Below are 19,917 nucleotides of genomic sequence, written 5' to 3' on the forward strand. Positions count from 1 at the left end.
ACGGAAAATTTATTACCATAAGGCGCAATGGAGCCCCACGTCAATCTGCTTCTGGAAATCTTTCTGGCTTTCGGGGCGGCCAAACTGGCGGGGGAAATTTTCGAGCGGCTGCGCCTGCCGGCGTTGGTGGGGGAAATGGCGGCCGGCGTCCTTTTGGTGCCGGTGCTGGGAGCCATACACGGGGAAACCGTTCTGGAGGTTCTGCCGGAAATCGGCGTGGTCTTTCTTTTATTCGAGGTGGGGTTGGGGACGCCGGCCAAAAAGCTTCTGGAAGTGGGGAAACTTTCCCTCATGGTCGCCGTTCTGGGCGTCGCCCTCCCTTTTGGCGTGGGGGGTTCCTATCTGTACGCCACCGACCACCCCGGATACGAGGCGCTTTTCGGGGGGGTGGCCCTGGTGGCGACTTCCGTCGGCATCACGGCCCGCATTTTCTCCGAGCGGGGGCTCTTGGACACCAAGGTGGCCCGGGTAATCTTGGGTGCCGCCGTTTTTGATGACATTCTGGGGATGGTTTTTCTGGCGGTGGTCTCCGGCCTTGCCCTGGGCGGTTTTTCCTGGCTGGGGTTGGGGATCGTGATTCTGGAGGCGGCCGTTTTTGTGCTTTTTCTAATTTTTTTCGGCCACCGCATTACCCGGCCGATGGTCCGACGGGTGGAACGGTTCAAAACCAGAAATCCGGCCTTTGCCTTCGCGCTCCTTTTCTGCCTGGGGCTTTCCGTTTTGGCCGCGGAAATAAAAATCGCCGCCATCGTGGGGGCTTTTCTGGCCGGAATGGTACTTTCCGACTACGATGCCAAGTTCCGGCTGAAGGAAAAATTCGAGCCGATATACGATTTTTTCGTCCCCTTTTTCTTTTTCGCTTTGGGGGCCAAGCTTTCGCCGGAGGCACTTTTCAACCCCGCCACCATCGGCGTGGCCGGCATAATCACCCTGATTGCCATTTTAACCAAGTTTGTCGGCTGCGCCCTTCCGGTATGGAAATTGGGGTTCCGCAATTCTGTGGCCGTGGGCTGGGGGATGGTGCCGCGAGGGGAGGTCGGCGCCATTGTAGCTTTGGTGGGGCTTTCCGCCGGAGTGATATCGGAATCGTTTTACGGCGTGGTGCTGTTTATGGTGACCGTCACGACCTTGATTGTCCCTCCTCTTTTTCCCGTTTTCCTGAAAAACATCAAACCGGCCGCCGACTCCCCGCCGGAACCCGGAGCGAATCTTGAGCCCGAATCCCCGACTTCGAACTGACTTAGTCGAAAGCCGGCAGGAAGAAGGGGGCCAGACCTACTACATCGTCAAAGACCCCCGCACCCAAAGCTTTTTCCGCATGCGGGAAGTCGAGCACCGCATCGTCCAGCTGTTGGACGGCCGGACCTCCCTGCCGGAGATTGTCCCGAAGATTGAAGAAGAGTTCGGCTTCAATCTTTCGCTCGAGCAGTTGGAGCGGTTTGTGGACAAGCTCGACGACCTTTTGTTTTTGGAATCGGAAAAATCGGAAAAGAAGCTCGCAGCCCGGGGTGGAAAATGGGAAAAACAGGACAAAACCTTCTTGGAACGAATGCTTTTTGTCAAGTTGAAGGCCTTCGACCCGGACGAGCTGGTTGCGAAGCTGGAAAAGAAGTTTCAATTCGTATTCTCCCCGTACTTTCTGGCCCTGGGCCTTTTGCTCTGCTTCCTAGCGGCCAAAGTGACCGTCGCGCGCTGGGAGGAATTTTCCGGGCTGACGTTGGGGCAGCTTTTCCGGGCGGAATCGGTTTTGGTGGTGCTGTTCACCATTTTCGCCACCATCTCGCTCCACGAATTCGCCCACGCCATCACCCTCAAACATTTCGGCGGGGAGGTGCGCCAGATGGGGTTTTTGCTTTTGTACTTCCAGCCCTGCTTTTACTGCGACGTTTCCGACGCTTATTTGTTTGCGGAAAAAAGAAAAAAAATCCTGGTGACGTTTGCCGGGGTGATTTTCCAAATATTCTTGTGGAGTCTGGCCACCCTGGCCTGGCACTTGCTGCCGGAAGGTTCGGCCTTGGGCCATCTTTTCTTCATCGCCTCCGCATTTACCATGCTTACGACCCTGTTCAATTTGAACCCGCTCATCAAACTGGACGGCTATTACATTCTGACCGACTGGGTCGGCATCCCCAATTTGCGGGCCAAGGCTTTCGGTTTCCTCAAAGCGAAGCTTTTACAGGTCGCCTTCGGTGCCCGGCCCGCGCTGCCCCCCTATACGCCCCGGGAGAAGCGGATTTTTCTTTTGTACGGGGTTTCGGGGCTGGTTTATTCCTTTTTGTTTTTGGGTTTCTTCTTCCTTTGGCTTTTCCGGGTCTTGACCGGTGCCTGGCGGGGGCTCGGTTTCCTGTTGTTTTCGGCTTTCGCCCTCTTTATCTTTGCCGTGCCGGTGGCGCACACCATCCAGAAGATGTACGGTTTTTTCGGGAAGGAGAACTTGAAAAAACTATCTCGCACCAAGCTGGGAATCACAATTGGAGGGGGGCTTCTTTTTTTGCTTTTCTTTTTCTTTTTTCCCTACCCGCAAACCGTCTCGGGGGACGCGGAAATCGAGCCGTTGGCCAGTTATACCCTCTCCGCCCCCCAGCCGGGGGTGCTGGAGGAAAAAATCGTGATGGGCGGGCAGGAGGATAAAAGCTCGACCGAGCTGACGGCCCTTTTTGGAACCGATTTCGCCTCGGTCAGAATCAGTTCCCGGGTAAAGGTGGGGGATATGGTCGCCGCGCAGGAAACGGTGGCCCACCTCGTATCCAACCAGTATGAAAATGAGTTGAAATCGAATCAGGCGGCCTACGACCAAGCCCGTGCCAAACTGGATTTATTGAGAAAGGGGGCCAAACCGGAGGAACTGGAACGGTTGAGGGAGGCGGAGAAGCGGCTGAAGGTGGAATACGAACAGAAGAAACGGGAGTTTGACCGTTCGCAACAGCTTTTCGACCGCAAGGCGATTTCGCAGGAGGAATTTCAAAAGTTCGAAAGCGAAAAGAACAAGGCCGAGGCGGCTTGGAAGGAGGCCCGCCAGGCCTACGCCGGCCTCGCCTCCGGCGCGCGTCCAGAGGAAATACGGCAGGCCCAGGCCGAAATGTCCAAGCTGGAGGGTACCATCCGTTACCTGAAAGAGCAACTGGCCAAGCAGGCCGTGGTATCCCCCTTTCCGGGGCGGGTCACGCTGGTCAATTCCCCGCAGGCCTTGTTGCGCATCATCCGGCTGGACTCCGTGCGGGTTTTGACCAGGGTTTCCGAAACCGATTTGGATTTGGTCAAGCCGGAGGCCCCCATCCAATTGCGGTTGCACAGCTTTCCGAACCAAAGCTATTCCGGCCACGTCCAGCAGGTGAGCAACGAGGCGGAGGAGATGCGTTCCCAGAGCTTTTTCAAGGTGACCGGAGTTTTGGCCAATTCCGACGGCCGGCTGAAAGCCGGAATGAGCGGCAAGTTGAAAATCCACGCGGGGAAAAAGTCGCTATTCAAGATTTTGGGCCGTTCCGTGGTTCGCTTTTTCAAAGTGGAATTCTGGAACTGGTGGTAACACCGCCTCATCGGCCCGGCGAACGCATCCGGCCCTATTTTTCCTCTGAAACTTCCCCGGGTGTGGCTCCCCGTCGGGAAAAATAATTGAGGGCCGCTTGATATCCTTTTTGATAACAGGTCTCCACAAGAACAACGGCCCTTTTCATCATCTCTTCGGCCGTTTTCTTCTCCTCCGGTGAAAACTCGCCAAGGACGTGGCCGACGGCTGCCTCCTTGGCCTCCGGCGTGCCAATGCCGAGTCGCAACCGGGCAAACTCCTCGCTTTGCAGTTGGTAAATGATCGATTCCAGCCCGTTATGGCCGCCGGAAGAACCCTTGGCGCGCAGCCGCAGTTCCCCCAAAGGCAAGGCCATGTCGTCCAGAATCACCAGAAGGTCGGACGGGGTTTTGCCGAAAAACGCCAGCGCCTCTTTGACCGCTATTCCGCTCCCGTTCATAAAAGTTGTCGGTTTGAGAAAAACGACTTCCCTGTCATCCTCTTCAAGTAACGCAACGTAGTAGTCTCCTTTGCCGGATTTGAAACCGATTTTGAGTTTCCCGGCCAGCCGGTCCAAAACCTGCCAGCCCAGATTATGGCGGGTTTTGGCGTACTGCCGGCCGGGATTCCCCAGTCCGACGATTAGGGAAAGCGGCCGGCTCACGAGCCTCCCCGGCTTTTCCGGGCCGCCCTTTCCTTGGAAAGTTCTTTAATCCGCTTGCCGGTTTCCCATTCCCGCTTTTCCTCGCTGGTTTCGACGATTAGCTCCGGGACTTCCCTCGGGCGGCCCTCCTCGTCCACGGCCACCATGTTGAAATACCCGGTGGTGGCCAAAAACTTTTTATGGTCCCGCCGCCCCTCCCCAAAGGCGTGGATGCGCACCACCATCGAGGTGCGCCCGGTAAAAATCACCTTGGCGGCAAGCTCGATGATGTCCCCGAAGCGGATGGGATGGTGAAAATCGACCGACTCCGAGGAGGCCGTCACCGTGTCGGAGTCGGCAAAGCGGGAGGTGGCGATGAAGGCGGCCTTGTCCATCAGCTCCAGGAGCTTTCCCCCGTACAGCGTGCCGTAGTGGTTCGTGTACGGCAGCATCACCTGCTCCGTTAAAATCGTCTCGACTGCCTTTTTCGTTCCGCGCATGGCTCTCCTTTGGCCTAAAAAGCGGTTGCCAACCGCCCAAAGCTTGATAATATTGGGGGCAAGAAACCGAAAGCAAGGAGGAAAAATGTCGGGCTTTGCGAACAAATGGGAAAAACAGTTCTTGGGCGTTGTTGCCGTTTTGCTTCTGGCAGCAAGTCTTTGGGCCCAGCCGTATCCGTTCGCCCAGTATATGAACATCAAATCCTGCGGCGGGGGGGACATTTCGCCGGCGGGGGACAAGGTCTTGTTCACCTCCAACATGCCGGGGGTGGCCCAGCTCTTTGTCGTCTCTTCCAAGGGGGGCTGGCCGAATCAGATAACGTTTTACGAAGACCGGGTAGCCTATGGAACCTGGTCGCCGGACGGGCAGTGGATACTGTTCGGCAAGGATATCGGCGGCAGCGAGCGCATCCAGCTCTTTTTATCCAGCCCCACCGGGGAAAAGGTAATTCAATTGACGGATAACAACAAGGTGATTCACAGCTTCGGCGACTGGTCGCCGGACGGCAAAAAAATCGCCTTCGCCGCCAACGAACGGAACGAAGCATATTTCGACATTTATGTGATGGATCTGGCCACTAAAGAGAAAAAAATGGTCTATCAGAAGGACGGCAATTTCGCCGTGGCGGACTGGTCGCCGGACGGCAAAAGTTTGATTCTCGAGGAGACGGTGACCAATACGAACGCCAATCTGTATCTCTTCGATATCGCCACCGGCCAAGCGGCTCTTTTGACCCCACACGAAGGGGATGCCGTTTACTCAAACGTCCGTTTCACCCCCGATTCCAAAACGATTTACCTTTCCTCCGACCAGGATCGGGATTTTGAGAATCTGGCCAAAATCGAGTTGCCGAACGGCAAACTGGCCTATCTGGAAAACGAAAAGCGGGAGGTTTCCGGAATGATTCTCTCCGAGAACGGCCGCTACATGGCCTACACGGCCAATGTCGACGGCTACGGCGAGCTGTTTGTGAAGAATATGCGGACCGGCAAAATGGTGAATCTCCCCAAAATGCCCAAAGGAATCGTCGGCGGGCTCTCCTTCACCAAAACCGGTGACAAGCTGGCCTTCAGCTTCACCTCGGCGGCGCGTACCAACGACGTCTGGATTTACGACCAGACCGCCAAGACCGTAAGCCAGTTGACCCGTGCTCCGATGGGGGGGATTGATGCCTCCACGATGGTGGAGCCAGCTTTAATCAAGTACAAAAGCCATGACGGGTTGGAAATCCCGGCCTTCTTCTATCTCCCGGCCGGGGCCAAAAAGGACGGCTCCCTGCCAGTCATTCTTTCCGTCCATGGCGGGCCGGAAAGCCAGGAACGCCCCTGGTTTGCAAAGCTATACCAATACTACCTGTCCCGCGGCTACGCCATTTTGGCCCCCAACGTGCGGGGCTCGGCCGGCTATGGCAAAACATTTATGGCGATGGACAATATCCGCAAACGCCCGGAGGCTCTGAAGGACTTAGTCTGGGCGGTGGAATATCTCAAATCCTCCGGGTACGCGGACCCGAAGAAAATTGCCGTGATGGGGGGGAGCTACGGCGGCTATTCCACGTTGGCGATGCTGACGATGTATCCCGACTTGTGGGCGGCCGGCGTGTCGATTGTCGGGATTGCCAACTTTGAGACCTTTTTGAAAAATACCGGCGCCTGGCGGCGGAAGCTTAGGGAATCGGAGTACGGCTATCTGGACAAGGACCTCGACTTTATGAAATCGATTTCCCCCATTTACATGGTGGATAAAATCACCGCCCCTTTGATGGTTATTCAGGGAGCCAACGACCCGCGCGTCCCGCAAATCGAGGCCGACCAGATTGCCGAAAAATTGAAAGCCAAGGGGGGCGTGGTGGAATATCTGCTCTTCCCGGACGAGGGGCACGGGCTGGCCAAAATTCCGAACCAGATCAAGGCCTATACCGCCGCGGCCGATTTTCTGGACAAATACGTGAAGAACCGCTCATCCGCCGCCACCACCGGCGGGGGGAGCGGCCTGGACAAGTGAAGGAGGTCATCAAAACCGCGGAGGCCCCCGCCGCCATCGGCCCCTACAGTCAAGGAATTGCCGCCGCTTGCGGGAAGATCATCTACACCGCCGGCCAGATTGCCATCAACCCACGCTCGGGGGAGTTGACCAACGGCGGGATTGTGGAGCAGACCAAGCAGGTTCTGGAAAACGTCAAATCGATTCTGGCCGCTTCGGGAGCGGGAATGGAGGATGTGGTCAAAACCACCGTCTTTTTGCAGTCGATGGATGATTTCACCTTGATGAACGAAACCTACGCCCGTTACTTCGGGGCCAATCCCCCTGCCCGCTCGACGGTCGAGGTCGCCCGCCTCCCCCGGGGGGCCAAAGTGGAAATCGAAGCGGTGGCGGTCGTCCAAAAAAAATAGCGCGTGATGGAGAAGGCCCGAAGGCATGATTGATTTTGAGTTGAACGAAGACCACAAAAATATCGAAACGCTAGTGCGGGAGTTCGCCGCCCGCGAAGTGCTCCCCGGCATCCGGGAACGGGACCGGGAGCAGAAGTTCGACCCGAATCTCTTGAAAAAAATGGGGCAGGCCGACATTTTGGGCATCTGCATCCCCCAGCGCTACGGCGGCGCAGGCTACGACTACATCTCCTTCGGGCTGGCCTGCGAGGAACTGGAATATGCCGACACTTCCGCCCGGGTGATAATGTCCGTCCATCTGGGGCTCAATTCCCTCACCCTTCTTTCCTGGGGAACGGAAGAGCAGAAGCAAAAATATCTGGTTCCGCAGGCCAAAGGGGAGAAAGTGGCGACCTTCGGGCTGACCGAGCCGAACGCCGGCTCCGATGCCGTCGGCATCCAGACCACCGCCCGGAAGGATGGAAGCAAGTACATCCTGAACGGCGAAAAAATCTGGATTTCGCTGGCGGACGTGGCAGATAATTTTTTGATTTTCGGCTGGACCGACCAGGAAAAAAAGAAAAAGCGGGACCACACCGGCTTATCCGCCTTCATCGTGGAACGCTCCTTCCCTGGCGTCAAAACCGGCACCATCCACGGCAAACTGGGGGTTCGCGCCGGCAACACCGGCTTTATCGTATTGACCGACGTGCCGGTCCCCAAAGAAAATCTTCTGGGACAGGAAGGGGAGGGATTCAAGATTGCAATGTTCTGTCTGGAACAGGGGCGTTTCACCGTCGCCTCCGGTGCCACGGGGCTCACCCGCGCCTGTCTGGACGCCTGCGTTTCCTACGCTCAGACGCGCAAAACCTTCACCCGCCCCATTGGTGAGCACCAATTGGTAAAAGAGATGATTGCCAATATGGTGAAGGGGTACGAGGTCTCCCGGCTTTTGTGGCTCAAGGCCGCCTGGCTGAAAAACAAAGGGGAGCGTAACACCCGCGAAACCTCGCTGGCGAAATGGGTCGCCTGTCTGGAGTCGGAAAAGGCGGCCGCCGACGCCGTGCAGGTGCACGGCAGCTACGGTTTTTCGGACGAGTATCCAGTGGAGCGATTCTACCGCAACTCCAAGGGCTCTTCCATCTACGAGGGGACGCGGGAAATCCACACCCTCATGCAGGCCGACTATGTTCTGGGCTACCGCACGGACAAGCCGGTGCGGGTCAAGCTGCCGCCGTATCCTTTCGACTAAGTTTTTGCAATGCCGGTTTACTCCCATACCCAACTCGAAACCTTCCGCATCTGTCCCAAGAAGTACGAGTTCCGCTACATTTTGAAGCCGGAAGTGCCGGAAGTGGCCACCGCGGAAACGATACTTGGCTCCACCGTTCACAAAACCCTTTCCCGTCTGTTTCAAGATGTCCAGATGGAAAAAATCCCGGCCCTGCCCGAGGTGGAAAATAACTTCGACGAGTTCTGGAAAAAAGAATGGCATTCGGGTCTGCGGATGTCCGGGGATTATGACGCCGGGGACTACCACCGCATCGGTTTAAAGTGTCTGAGGGATTTTTACCAGCACCATCATCCGTTTAACCAGAGCCGGACTTTGGGGTTGGACTACAAGGCCACCGTTTCGTTGGACGAGTCCGGCCGTTACAAAATGACCGGTTTCATCGACCGACTGGCCAAATCGCCGGACGAGACCTACGAAATTCACGATTTCAAAACCGGCAAAAATCTCCCAACCCAGGCCGATTTAGAATCCGACCAGCAGTTGACCCTCTATAATCTTTTGGTGCGTCAGCTCTGGCCGCAGGTCAACAGAGTCCGCTCCATCTGGCATTTTTTGCGCTTCGACGAGCTTTTGGAAACCGTCCGCACCCCGGAACAGGTGGAGGAAGCCAAGCAAAAAGTGATGCAGCGGATTGACGAAGTGGAGGCGGCCCGCGCAGCCGGCCATTTCCCCACCAAGGTCTCCGATTTTTGCGGCTGGTGCGACTACAAGCATATCTGCCCCGCCTGGAAGCATCTGTTCTGGCTGGAGGAGGAAAAAGAAAAAATCGCCGACGCCGACCAGGGAAAGCAGATGGTGGACGAGCTGGCCCGGCTGAAGGCGGACAAGGTCGAGCTGGAGGCCAGAATCGAGCAGGTGCGGGAAATCATTCTCGAATTCGCCCGCCAGAACGGACTTACCGCTCTCTTCGGCAGCGGCCAGATTGCCCAAATCAAGGATTCCGAATGGCCCCGGCTGCCGGATCGAAAGACAAATCCCCAAGCCCGCGAGGCGTTGGAAAAACTTTTGAAGGAACACAATCTCTGGGAAAAGGCCGCCGAAGTCAGCCGCTTCAAGCTGGATAGGATTTTAAAAGACCGTACCCTTCCCGAAGAAGTAAGAAAAAAGTTGCGGACTTTGGCGCCGGTGGAAAAACAGTTTACCGTCTCCGTTCTCCGCCGAAAAGACGAGCTGGTACAAGAAGAGGAGTAAATCCTTCCACAAAACCGCGGGGCCTCCTTCCTCCAGCAGTACGACACACGGTTTGTCATTCTGAGCAAAGCGAAGAATCTGGTTGGTGGGGCGGAGGGGCAGCCAAGTACCGGTTCGCATTTCGCTTTCGGAAACATATATTCCCCCGAAATGAAGGAAAACGACAAAATTTCCATTTTCGACCTCGCCTCCCCGCTCGATTTCCGCTATTACGCATCGGATACGGCCGTTTTTGAGCGGCTTAAAAACCACGCCTCGGAAGAGGCCTACGTGCAGGCCCAGTTGAAAGTAGAATTGGAACTATTGTGGGCCTTGGAAGAACTCGGCATTGTTCCAAAGGGCACGTACGCCAAAGCCGGGAAAGCACAAATCACCGCCCAAAAAGTTTACGAGGAGGAAAAGAAAACCGAGCATAACGTCCGGGCGCTGGTGAATCTGATTCAAAAAACCCTCCCGCCGGAAGCGGCCCCCTACGTCCATCTTTTTGCCACCTCGATGGACATCACGGACACAGCCCAGGCCCTGCGCATCAAAAAAATGGTGCAGGAGGCGATTCTTCCCGATTTTATCGCGCTGACCGAACTGATAGCCCAGATGGCCAAAAAAGAGGCCAAAACAACCCAAATCGGCCGCACCCATGGGCAGTTCGCCGAGCCGGTCACCTTCGGTTTCTATCTCGCCTACTACGCCAGTCGCCTTTTGGGACGCATCGAAAAAATTCAGGAGGCCAATAACAAGCTGGTTGGAAAATTCGCCGGTCCGGTGGGGGCCTACAATTCGCTGGCCTTGGCCTTCGGGGATAAAGCCCCGCTTTTTGAGAAATTGATTCTGAACCGGCTTGGCTTGGAAGTGGACGAACAGCAGGTCTCGACCCAAATCGTCCAGCCGGAGCCCCTGGCGGACTTGGGCTACGCCATCCTTTCCGCATTCTCCGTTCTGGCCAATCTGGCCGATGATATGCGCCATTTGTATCGCTCCGAAATTGCCGAGGTGTACGAGCGGGGGGCCGAAAAGCGGGTCGGCTCCTCCACCATGCCGCACAAAATCAATCCCAAGGATTTCGAAAACGTCAAATCCCTCTGGAAGGCGTACGCGCCGCGAATGGTGACCCTGCTATCCGACCAGATTTCGGAACACCAGCGGGACTTGACTAACTCCGCCTCCAACCGCTTCGCGGTGGAGCTTTTCGTCGCCTTCGAGCAGGCGGTTTTGCGCATGAACAAGGCCCTTTCCCGCCTGGAACCGAACCGCGAGAATCTGAAAAAGAACCTCGAAGCAAGCAAATCATTGACCGTGGCCGAGCCGATTTACATCGCCTTGGCCCTGGCCGGGCATTCCGCGCCGTATGAAAAAGCGAAAGAGCTGGCCAACCGCCTCAGAAACAAAGGTGAAAATCCCGTTGCCATTGTCAAAAAAGAACTGCCGGAGTACTGGAACAAAATATCGGACTTGACCAAAAAGGTTCTGGACGACCCGACCGCCTACGCCGGTGCCGCCCCTGTCCGGGCGGTCGAAATCGCCGCTACCGTTGCCCAACGGCTGGCCCGGTTGAAAACGGAATTGAAAAAGCCGGCTCCAAGGTCGGATTTTTCGGCGGATCTTGAGGCGTTGAAAGCAGAATTGAAAAAACGGAAATAATGGGCAAACCGGCCGGGTTTTCGTATCAAAGCACGGCGGATGGTCGCGTCCGGATTTTCCATCGCGGCCGGTTGGCCGCCACGCTGGCCCGGGCGGCCGCTTCCGGCTTCCTGGAAAAAGCCCGGACGGCCGGCGAGGAGGAACTGCAACTGCTGATGGCTAAAGCCACCGGGAACCACAAGCACGGCAATGAAAAAAACAACCAATAGAAAAAACCGCCCAAAACCGAAAAAAAACAGACGGCGGAAACCAACACAAAGGATCGATTTGAAGCGCGAATTCCTGCGCCACACGGTAGCCACGCTCGCTTACCGTGGGGGCAAGGCCGTCCGGGATGCGCCCGAAGGTTTCGCCAACTTCAAAGTTGGCGACAAAACCAGAACCCCCATCGAAATTTTGAAACATATCGGCGATTTGCTCAAATGGGGACGGCTTTTGGCCATCGGGCCGCACAAATGGGAAGAGGTGCCGCCCCGGCCATGGGAGGAGGAGGTCAAACGCTTCTTTGACGAACTCAAGGAATTGGATGACTGCCTCGCTTCGGAGGCCCCTTTGGGCAATCCGGCCGAAAAAATCTTTCAAGGCCCGATTGCCGATGCCCTAAACCACGTCGGGCAGATTGCGATGCTCCGCCGGCTGGCCGGCTCGCCGGTTAAAGGTGAAAACTACTTTAAGGCCGAAATCGTAACCGGCCGGGTGGGGCCGGAGCAGTCCGATAAACGGGTGGAGTTTGACTGAAAACCATAACGGGAGGTTGAAATGAAAAAGAAAGTGAACCCGATACCAAAAGGGTATCACACCGTCACGCCGTACCTGACCGTTGAGGGGGTGGCGCGGCTGATTGAGTTCTTGAAAAAGGCCTTTGGCGCCAGGGAAAAGGAACGGATGATCCGGCCGGACGGCAGCATCGGTCACGCCGAGGTCAAAATCGGCGATTCGATTGTGATGATGGGGGATGCGACCGAGAAATATAAAGCGGCGCCGGGAAAAATCTACCTCTATGTAAAGAACACGGACGCTTTCTACAAAAGTGCCTTGGCCGCCGGCGCTACCTCAACAATGGAGCCGCAGGATATGTTCTGGGGAGACCGCAACGCCGGGGTGAAAGACCCCTTCGGCAACGAATGGTGGATTGCCACGCACAAGGAAGACGTGCCACCCAAGAAATGAAAAAACGGGCCGAGGCCTACTTTAAAAAGCTAAGCCAGAGCTCGACTGGCTAACCTTTAAAAACAATGGAGCCGGAAAAGGACTACATCCTCGGCACCCACGACGAGGAAATCGAGCGCCTCGGTCTGCAGCACCGGGTCTGGCGGCCGAAGGTGCTGGACGCTTGGAAACGGGCGGGGCTTACCATAGGCCAGACGATTCTGGACACTGGCTGCGGCCCGGGATATGCCTCGCTCGATTTGGCCGAAATCACAGGCCCTTCCGGAAAAGTTTTTGCCATCGACCGCTCGCGGCGGTTTCTCGACGCATTGGAAGCCACTTCCAAACAGCGCGGGCTGAAAAACATTTCGACTTTTGAACTGGATTTGGACGACTCGGAATTGCCCGCCGTCCAAGCGGACGGCGCCTGGTGCCGCTGGGTTTTGGCGTTCGTCAAACATCCGCGCAAGCTGGTCCAGCGCATCGCCGGGGCTTTGAAACCGGGCGCCTTTTTTGTCTCCCACGAATATTTCGACTATCGCACTTGGCGGTTTGCGCCTCATTCTCCAATACACGAGGAATTTGTCCGGCTGGTGGTCAAAAGCTGGCGCGACGCGGGCGGCGAACCGGACATCGGGCTTTCCCTCCCCGGCTGGCTCTCGGAATTGGGATTCAAAATAAAAACACTGAACCCGATAATCGAAATCTTTCCCAAAACCAGCTACTGGTGGCAATGGCCAAAAGCGTTTGTGGATGTCGGCACACGCCGATTGGTGGATTTGGGACTTATCTCGCCGGAGCGCGCCCGGGCCATTGCGGAGGACTTTGCCGCCCGCGAAGCCCAGCCCGGCACGCTGATGATAACGCCGGGGGTGTTGGAGATTATTGCGGTTCGGAAGTAAATAAAAATTACGCGGGACGTTTCCCCGCCGCCACCAAATACCCGATAATCTTATAAACCAGCTTGGCCGCGATGAAATCGGAGGAAATCTGGCCGGGAAGGGGGCAAAGCTCCATTACGTCAAAGCCGACCACCCGCTTGCGCTCGGCCAAAAAACGTAAAAGTTTGAGCGTTTCATACCAGCCCACCCCTCCCGGCTCCGGCGTGCCGACCGCCGGCATAAAGGAGGGGTCAAAACCATCCAGATCAAAGGTCAAGTAGACCGTGTCGGTCAAGCGGTCTAAAATTTCGTCTATCGAGGTCTCACCGGAAATGAAACTGTAGGCGGAGACGACCGGGATTTTTTTGGCTTTGATGAACTTGGCCTCGTCTATCGAATAATTGCGGATGCCAACGCCGACCGTGGGGCAAAGCTCGGTTATCCGACGCATCACGCAGGCGTGGTTGTAAGGGGAATCTTCAAAGGAATCACGCAAATCGGCATGGGCGTCGATTTGCAAAACGGAAAGGTTTTTGTAAATCTGCTTGTAGGCCCGAACGGTGCCGAAAGTGAGGGAATGCTCCCCGCCCAGCATCGCCACCTTCTTTTTCTTGCGCGCCAAGGGCAAAACGGCCCGATAAACACGTTCCACCATCTCCTTTGGCCCCTTGGTGGTTATTTCCAAGGAGGGATGGGTGTAAATCCCCGCTTCATACGGCTCGAATCCAAGTTCGTCATCGTAGGTTTCCACTTGGCGTGAAGCGGCCAAAATGGCCGCCGGCCCCTCCCGCGTACCGGCCTTGTAGGAAGTGGTGGAATCGTAGCCGACCGGCAGGATGACGAATGGGGATTTTGGGGAGGAAAATTCCGGCGGAATCCCTAAAAAATTATTGTGATGAAAATGGAGGGCGTCAGCCAAGATGATTTCCTTTTTCAGATATGTTTTTGTAGGGGTTCAATAAATTGAACCCCGTAGGGGCGTATTGCAATACGCCCCTACTCCCCGCGCCTCATTCCGTGATGAAAATCCCGGCTGCCACGACGGTGGTCCAAAGCCCATTTTTGTCCCCCTCGGCCGACTGGGTGATGGAGCGGGTGCGCACGATTTTGCCGGAAATTTTCCAGATTTCCCGCTTTTCGTCGTACCCTTTGTTCGGGTCAAACTCCAGCCCCAAGGTGGTGGCCAGCATCTCCGCCGCCAGATCCTCGGCGTAATCGCTGGCTTTCTTTTCGGTCATCCCGTAATCATGGTGCTCGGACAAATAGCCGAACTGCCGCCGGTCCTGCGGCACGGCCAGCCCCACGGAGGAGGAAATCAGCCGGTTCGGCTCGTTGGTCGCCGCCCGGGCCATCACGCAAAAAACCACCTGCCCGTCGTACAAATAGGTCAGCCCTTCCTGCTTGCTGATGATTTTGCACTTGGGGGGGAAAATGGAGGAGACCGAAACCAGGTTGAACCGGGCGATGCCGGCCGAACGCAGCGCCAGCTCGAAGCTGGATAGCTGCTCTTTGTGCTTCCCCACCCCCTTGGTCAGAAAAATTTTTTTCGGCAGAATTACCATTTTCGCCTCCCTTTCGGTCTGTTTTTTGTCAAAGCGCCGAAAAATATAGGGAAGCGCCGCATAAATGCAATAATTTTTTGCGAAAACGGGGCGGATTTCACGCCGTTTTTGCCTCCCCCGTCGCCAAACTCACACCCAGAAGGAAAAAAAGTATCATCCGCACTTCGCGGTGCACGAGTGCGGATTCAAACGGCGTGAAGACCAGGTAGGTCGCAACGGTCACAACTCCCATCAAAAGATAGTGGGAGGCCCGGTTCTGCCGGAAATTTGTCCAAATGCGCCAAATCAGTTCCTTCCAGAATAAAAGAAAGGCCGCCAGCCCGAAAAGCCCGCAACAAACGAGCATGTTTAGAAATTCGTTATGGGCATGGCCGAAGAAGGTGGTATCCATCCCTTTTATTTTCGGGCCGTAGGCCAGCCGGAAATTCCCCGTGCCGACCCCCAGAACCGGCTGGTCCTGGAAAATTTCGTAGCTTTTCTGCCAAATCGAGGCCCGGCTTTCCGGATTGGCGGCCTGCATATCGAATCGTTGCACGATTTCGAAGCGGGAAAACAGGGCCGGATTGATCCCCCACGCGGAAAGCGTCAAAAAGGCGACACCGCCAACCAGATAAGCTTTCTTTTTTTCTGGTGAAAGCAGAAGGTAGAGAGCCAGCCCAACCGCTATAGCCAAAAGCCCGGCCCGCACGGCGCCGAAAAGCACCGCCAGATAGCAAAGAGCGGCCACGGAAAGAAAAAACTTCCCGAGCGTTTCTTTACGTCGCGGCCAGCCGAGCGCCATAAAGGTCAGAGCCGTCAAGCTGAAAAAAAGCCCAAAGACCAGCTTGACGTTAAAAAAACCGCGCGCCCGGAAGTGTTTTCCAAGCGACTCCATCGGGTCAATCATATTGAAATCCCACCCGGTAAAGGACTGTAGAATAGAATAAACGGCTACCAGCCCCGAGGAGATTCCAAGCAGCACGAATGCTTTCCGCCGAACGAGTTCATCTCTAAATCGCAGGGCGAAAAAGAAAATCCCCAAAAATACCCACTGTTTGGAGATGTAAACAAACGAATTGGAAAAGGAAAGTCCGAATATGGCGGAAAGAAACAGTACCGCAAAGAAAACCAATGTCGGAAAAACGAGAAAGGAGGCCGGAAACGGGCGCGGCAATTCAAAAAGCCAATCCAAAACCCAGCAGGAAAGCACCAAGGCAAAACCCGCCTCTGCTCCGGAAGTCCAAAAAGGAGCGAAAAAAGCAAAAAGGTAACAGCCGAAAAGCTGCCCCCACCATAAAAGTTGGCGGATGGTCCCCATTTACCGGGAAAGGGCCGCTTCCAGCGCCTCACCCCAGAAATGGAGGATGGTGATATGCATTTCCTGAATCCGCTGGGTATCGACGGAGGGAACGGCGACCCACAAGTCCGCCAGCTTTCCCAGCTTTCCGCCGTTTGTGCCGGTCAGCGCGATGACTTTCAACCGTTCTTTTCGGGCCATACGCACCGCTTCGAGCACGTTGGCCGAATTGCCGGAGGTGGAAATCGCCACCAAAACGTCACCAGTAGCACCCAGGGCCTCCACCTGGCGGGAAAAAAGCTTTTCAAATCCCAAATCGTTGCCCGTGGCGGTCAAAATAGAGCTGTCGGTGGTCAACGCGATGGCCGGGCGGGCTTTCTGCAGTTTTCTCTTGCGCAAGCGGACGACCAGCTCGGCCGCAAAATGCTGGCAGTCGGCCGCCGAGCCGCCGTTGCCGCATAGAAGGATTTTTTTGCCCGCTTTCAAGGCCGAATAAAGCAGCCGGTAAGCGGCCGCCCATTCTTCGATCCAGTCGAAGCAATGCTGCCGGAGCTCGATGGAGTCGGCCAGAATCCTGCGGGCGATTTCCTGCGGCGAGTTTTTCACTATCCCTTATGGCAGGCGGCGGCAAATTCGCTCAAAAACCGGCCTGAATCATTTTTTTCAAACTGATTTCCCGCCACGACAATCTTAGCCCCGGCACGAACCTTCGAGGCCGCCTCCTCCGGCGTTTTGATGCCTCCTCCAGCAATGACCGGAAGTGAGACGAAAGACGAAACTGCGGAAATAACCTCGTCCGGCACGGAGGTTGCCGAACCGGAGCCAGCTTCCAGATAGACCAGTTTCATCCCGAAATATTCGGCGGCCAAGGCATGCGAACAGGCGATGTCCGGCTTGTCGCGCGGAATCGGCCGGGTGTCGGAAACGTATTCAACCGATGTCGTTTTCCCCGATTCGATGAGCAAATACCCGGTCGGAATCGGCTCCAAACCGTATTTTTTGACCAAAGGCGCCCCTTTCACCTGTTCGCCGATTAAAAAATCCGGATTGCGTCCGGAAAGAAGCGACAAAAATAAAACGGCATCCGCTTTTGGCGCAATCTGGTTGGAATTGCCGGGAAAAAGAACGAGGGGGATCGAAATTTTCTGCTTGATGGCCGCCACCGCCTCGTCGAACTGGGAATTGACCAGCATGGAGGAGCCGACCAAAACAGCATCCGCTCCGGCCTTTTGGGCCACTTCCGCCTGACAAGCCAACTCGGCGGCGGCTTTTCTGTCCGGGTCCAAAAGCAAAAAGAAAAGCCCCCGTTTTTTTTTCAGTTCATTGGTGAGGTGTTGAAAGACACCCATCAGCGTGCTAAAAGCTTTTCGACCATTTTGGGCACTTCGGTCAAAACTTCGGATAGTTTGGCCTTATCCTTGCCACCTCCTTGGGCTAAATGCGGCCTGCCTCCGCCGGTTCCACCGAGTCGCACGGCCACTTCCTTGACCAAATCGGGGGCTTTCAAACTTTCCATTGTCGGTTTGGAGACCGCCGCCACCAAGGCCACATCCGATTCCAAAACCGCCGCCAGAACGCCGGCAATTTTTTCCTTGGCGTTCACAATCAAATCGGCGGAGTCCATCAACGCCTGCCGGTTTTCCACTTCCAAAGCTGTTGCTACAACCTTGATGCCGTTAACCTGCACGGCATTCTGCAAGGCCAAGGTCAATTTTTCTTTGGATTGTTCCTTTTCCAGCTCTCCCAGCCGCTTTTCCAACTGCCGATGGGTGGAAAGCAACTCTTCAACCTTCTGGGCCAGCATTTCCGCCGGCACTTTCATCTTTTCGGCAAGCAAATTCAATAGCTCCCGTTCCCCTTTGGCCAGCCGCAGAAAACCGGAACCGGTGACAGCCTCCAAACGGCGGACGCCGGAAGCGATACCGCTTTCCGAAAGGATGGAAAAAAGCCCGATTTGGCCGGTGTAAGCCACGTGCGTGCCGCCGCAAAGCTCCATTGAATAGTCGGCGATTTTAATGACCCGGACTTTTTCTCCGTACTTTTCGCCAAAAAGCATCATTGCCCCCATCTTTTTGGCTTGCTCCAAGGGGATATCCAAGAGTGTTTCTATCATTATGCTTTCCAGTATCTTTTCATTTACCTCTTCTTCGATTCGTTTCAATTCTTCGTTTGAAAGCGGCTTGAAATGGGTGAAATCGAAACGCAGCCGGTCGGGCGCCACCAGGGAGCCTGCCTGATGGACGTGCTCTCCCAAAGCGTTGCGCAAGGCCTTGTGCACCAGATGGGTGGCCGAGTGATTCCGCATTATTTCCTGCCGGCGTTGCCAGTCGATTTCGGCGGCAACTTCTTTTCCTACCATCTCCTGTGGCTTAATCGGTGTATCCGCCAGCTCGTGGAAAATGTACCCGTCTTTTTTCTGGGTGTCAGTAACCGGCAGAGCGGTATGGTCGGCAATCAGTTTGCCAGTATCCCCCACCTGACCGCCCGATTCGGCGTAAAAAGGGGTCGATTCCAAAACCATTGCCTTGGCGTCCGCTTCGAGCACTTTCGATTTCCATTTGACGTTGGCCGGATCGTAGCCGACAAAGCGTGTTTCCGGCAGTCTCTTTTCCTTGATGCGGATCACCAATTGGTCTGTGGAGGCGGCCGTGAATTTGGAATGCTCCCGCGAGCGCTGGCGTTGTTTTTCCAGTTCCTTTTCAAAACCGGCCCAATCGATGGTGAGCTTGTAATCCTTCGCCACCAGCTCGGTCAAATCGGCCGGAAAACCGTACGTGTCGTAAAATTTAAAAACCAGCTCCCCCGGAACAATCTTTTGCCCTCTTTTGACAAGAGCCGGAAACTCCTTGGCCGCCAGCTCCAATCCGGTTTCGAGCGTGACGCCGAAATTTTTCTCCTCCTCTTCAATGACCAGCTTGACGTGCTCCTTTTTGGCCGAAAGCTCCGGGTAAACATCGCCCATTTCCGCAGCGAGCGTATCCACCAACTTGTAAATGAACGGCTCTTTTTTCCCCAAAAGATGGGCGTGGCGCGCCCCCCGGCGCAAAATCCGTCGCAGAACGTACCCCCGCCCTTCGTTGGAAGGGAGGGCCCCGTCGGCAAAACAAAAGGAAAGTGCCCGGAGGTGGTCGGCAATCACCCGGAAGGAAACCCCTTCCGGCCCGGGCGAATATTTTTTTCCAGTGAGCGACTCGATTTTTCGGATAATCGGCACGAACAAATCGGTGTCGTAATTTGACTCCACTCCCTGTAAAACGGCCGAAAGCCGCTCCAGCCCGGCGCCGGTATCGACGGAGGGCTTGGGGAGGGGGGTTAGTTTTCCCGATTCATCCCGGTTGTACTGCATAAAAACCAGATTCCAAAGCTCCATAAACCGGCCGCATTCGCAGTTCGGGCCGCAATCCTTCTTGCCGCAGCCGTACTTTTCTCCCCGGTCATAATGAATTTCCGAGCAGGGGCCGCAGGGGCCGGTTTCCCCCATCGACCAGAAATTGTCGGCCTCCCCGAACCGGCGGATTCGCCCTTTCGTCTCCGGCGCTACGGCCAGCCAATGCTTTTCCACCTCGTCGTCATCCTTATAAATGGTGGGCCAAAGCTGCCAGGCGGGCAACTTCAACTTCTTGGTCAGATACTCCCACGCAAACGCCACCGCCTCCTTTTTGAAATAGTCCCCGAAGGAAAAATTTCCCAGCATTTCAAAAAAAGTGTGATGCCGGGGGGTCAAACCAACGTTTTCCAAATCGTTATGCTTTCCCCCCGCCCGCATGCATTTCTGCGAGGAAGCGGCCCGTTTGTACGGGCGGTTCTCCAGCCCCAAAAAAACCTTTTTGAACTGGTTCATCCCGGCATTGGTGAAAAGCAAAGTCGGGTCCTCTTCGGGAACAAGGGGAGAAGAGGGCACCCGG

Annotated in this window: 19 protein-coding genes; 11 read left to right on the plus strand and 8 right to left on the minus strand. The window is 55.6% G+C overall.

Annotated elements, in window-relative coordinates; translation table 11 throughout:
* The first annotated feature begins 27 nt into the window (after positions 1–27).
* Together VNL73_02025 and VNL73_02030 are read left to right on the plus strand one after the other, a co-directional pair.
* Positions 28–1,239, plus strand: coding sequence for a cation:proton antiporter (locus VNL73_02025; GenBank protein ID HXF48188.1), 1,212 nt, complete (start codon positions 28–30; stop codon positions 1,237–1,239).
* Positions 1,211–3,526, plus strand: a complete 2,316-nt coding sequence (locus tag VNL73_02030; protein ID HXF48189.1) for an efflux RND transporter periplasmic adaptor subunit — start codon at positions 1,211–1,213, stop codon at positions 3,524–3,526. Before VNL73_02025 ends, VNL73_02030 begins: the two co-directional genes overlap by 29 nt.
* 34 nt (positions 3,527–3,560) lie before the next feature.
* Here the strand turns inward: VNL73_02030 and pth are convergent, their stop codons facing one another.
* Both pth and VNL73_02040 read right to left on the minus strand, forming a co-directional pair.
* Positions 3,561–4,169, minus strand: coding sequence for an aminoacyl-tRNA hydrolase (pth, locus tag VNL73_02035; GenBank protein HXF48190.1), 609 nt, complete (start codon positions 4,167–4,169; stop codon positions 3,561–3,563).
* On the minus strand, positions 4,166–4,648 hold the full coding sequence (locus tag VNL73_02040; protein ID HXF48191.1) for an acyl-CoA thioesterase: 483 nt from the start codon (positions 4,646–4,648) through the stop codon (positions 4,166–4,168). Before VNL73_02040 ends, pth begins: the two co-directional genes overlap by 4 nt.
* A gap of 85 nt (positions 4,649–4,733) precedes the next feature.
* Here VNL73_02040 and VNL73_02045 point away from each other — a divergent pair, with 85 nt between their 5' ends.
* The 9 genes from VNL73_02045 to VNL73_02085 all read left to right on the plus strand — a co-directional run bounded on the left by VNL73_02045 (position 4,734) and on the right by VNL73_02085 (position 13,195).
* Complete coding sequence (locus VNL73_02045) at positions 4,734–6,653, plus strand: S9 family peptidase (protein HXF48192.1); 1,920 nt, start codon at positions 4,734–4,736, stop codon at positions 6,651–6,653.
* The gene (locus VNL73_02050; GenBank protein HXF48193.1) at positions 6,650–7,042 is read left to right on the plus strand and encodes a RidA family protein; all 393 of its coding nucleotides are present in this window, start codon (positions 6,650–6,652) and stop codon (positions 7,040–7,042) included. Before VNL73_02045 ends, VNL73_02050 begins: the two co-directional genes overlap by 4 nt.
* A 25-nt stretch (positions 7,043–7,067) precedes the next feature.
* Positions 7,068–8,273 (plus strand): acyl-CoA dehydrogenase family protein, encoded by a 1,206-nt coding sequence (locus VNL73_02055; GenBank protein HXF48194.1) that lies wholly within the window; start codon positions 7,068–7,070, stop codon positions 8,271–8,273.
* 9 nt (positions 8,274–8,282) lie between these two features.
* Positions 8,283–9,506 carry a PD-(D/E)XK nuclease family protein gene (locus tag VNL73_02060; GenBank protein HXF48195.1) on the plus strand — a complete coding sequence of 408 codons (1,224 nt, stop codon included), beginning with the start codon at positions 8,283–8,285 and terminating at the stop codon, positions 9,504–9,506.
* Positions 9,507–9,656: 150 nt separating this feature from the next.
* Complete coding sequence (locus VNL73_02065; protein HXF48196.1) at positions 9,657–11,144, plus strand: lyase family protein; 1,488 nt, start codon at positions 9,657–9,659, stop codon at positions 11,142–11,144.
* Positions 11,144–11,353, plus strand: coding sequence for a hypothetical protein (locus tag VNL73_02070; GenBank protein HXF48197.1), 210 nt, complete (start codon positions 11,144–11,146; stop codon positions 11,351–11,353). The genes VNL73_02065 and VNL73_02070 overlap by 1 nt, the downstream gene beginning before the upstream one ends.
* Positions 11,354–11,411: 58 nt before the next feature.
* Positions 11,412–11,882: a hypothetical protein gene (locus VNL73_02075; protein ID HXF48198.1), complete on the plus strand. Its 471-nt coding sequence runs from the start codon at positions 11,412–11,414 to the stop codon at positions 11,880–11,882.
* 21 nt (positions 11,883–11,903) lie between these two features.
* On the plus strand, positions 11,904–12,314 hold the full coding sequence (locus VNL73_02080) for a VOC family protein (protein HXF48199.1): 411 nt from the start codon (positions 11,904–11,906) through the stop codon (positions 12,312–12,314).
* A 65-nt stretch (positions 12,315–12,379) separates the two neighbouring features.
* Positions 12,380–13,195, plus strand: a complete 816-nt coding sequence (locus VNL73_02085; protein ID HXF48200.1) for a methyltransferase domain-containing protein — start codon at positions 12,380–12,382, stop codon at positions 13,193–13,195.
* Between the two features lie 7 nt (positions 13,196–13,202).
* On the opposite strand, the gene speB is transcribed toward VNL73_02085, so the two are convergent.
* From speB to alaS, 6 genes are all read right to left on the minus strand, one after another.
* Positions 13,203–14,093 carry an agmatinase gene (gene speB, locus VNL73_02090; protein HXF48201.1) on the minus strand — a complete coding sequence of 297 codons (891 nt, stop codon included), beginning with the start codon at positions 14,091–14,093 and terminating at the stop codon, positions 13,203–13,205.
* A gap of 91 nt (positions 14,094–14,184) precedes the next feature.
* On the minus strand, positions 14,185–14,736 hold the full coding sequence (locus tag VNL73_02095; protein ID HXF48202.1) for an arginine decarboxylase, pyruvoyl-dependent: 552 nt from the start codon (positions 14,734–14,736) through the stop codon (positions 14,185–14,187).
* Between the two features lie 97 nt (positions 14,737–14,833).
* Positions 14,834–16,033 carry an O-antigen ligase family protein gene (locus tag VNL73_02100; GenBank protein HXF48203.1) on the minus strand — a complete coding sequence of 400 codons (1,200 nt, stop codon included), beginning with the start codon at positions 16,031–16,033 and terminating at the stop codon, positions 14,834–14,836.
* Entirely contained in the window at positions 16,034–16,540 is a 507-nt protein-coding gene (locus VNL73_02105; GenBank protein HXF48204.1) for an SIS domain-containing protein, read from the minus strand.
* A gap of 77 nt (positions 16,541–16,617) precedes the next feature.
* Positions 16,618–17,361: a geranylgeranylglyceryl/heptaprenylglyceryl phosphate synthase gene (locus VNL73_02110; protein ID HXF48205.1), complete on the minus strand. Its 744-nt coding sequence runs from the start codon at positions 17,359–17,361 to the stop codon at positions 16,618–16,620.
* On the minus strand, positions 17,361–19,917 hold a 2,557-nt coding region (alaS, locus tag VNL73_02115), incomplete at its 5' end, for an alanine--tRNA ligase (protein ID HXF48206.1). The genes VNL73_02110 and alaS, both read right to left, overlap by 1 nt.

It is taken from the genome of Verrucomicrobiia bacterium (assembly GCA_035574275.1).
Taxonomy (GTDB): domain Bacteria; phylum Zixibacteria; class MSB-5A5; order DSPP01; family DSPP01; genus DSPP01.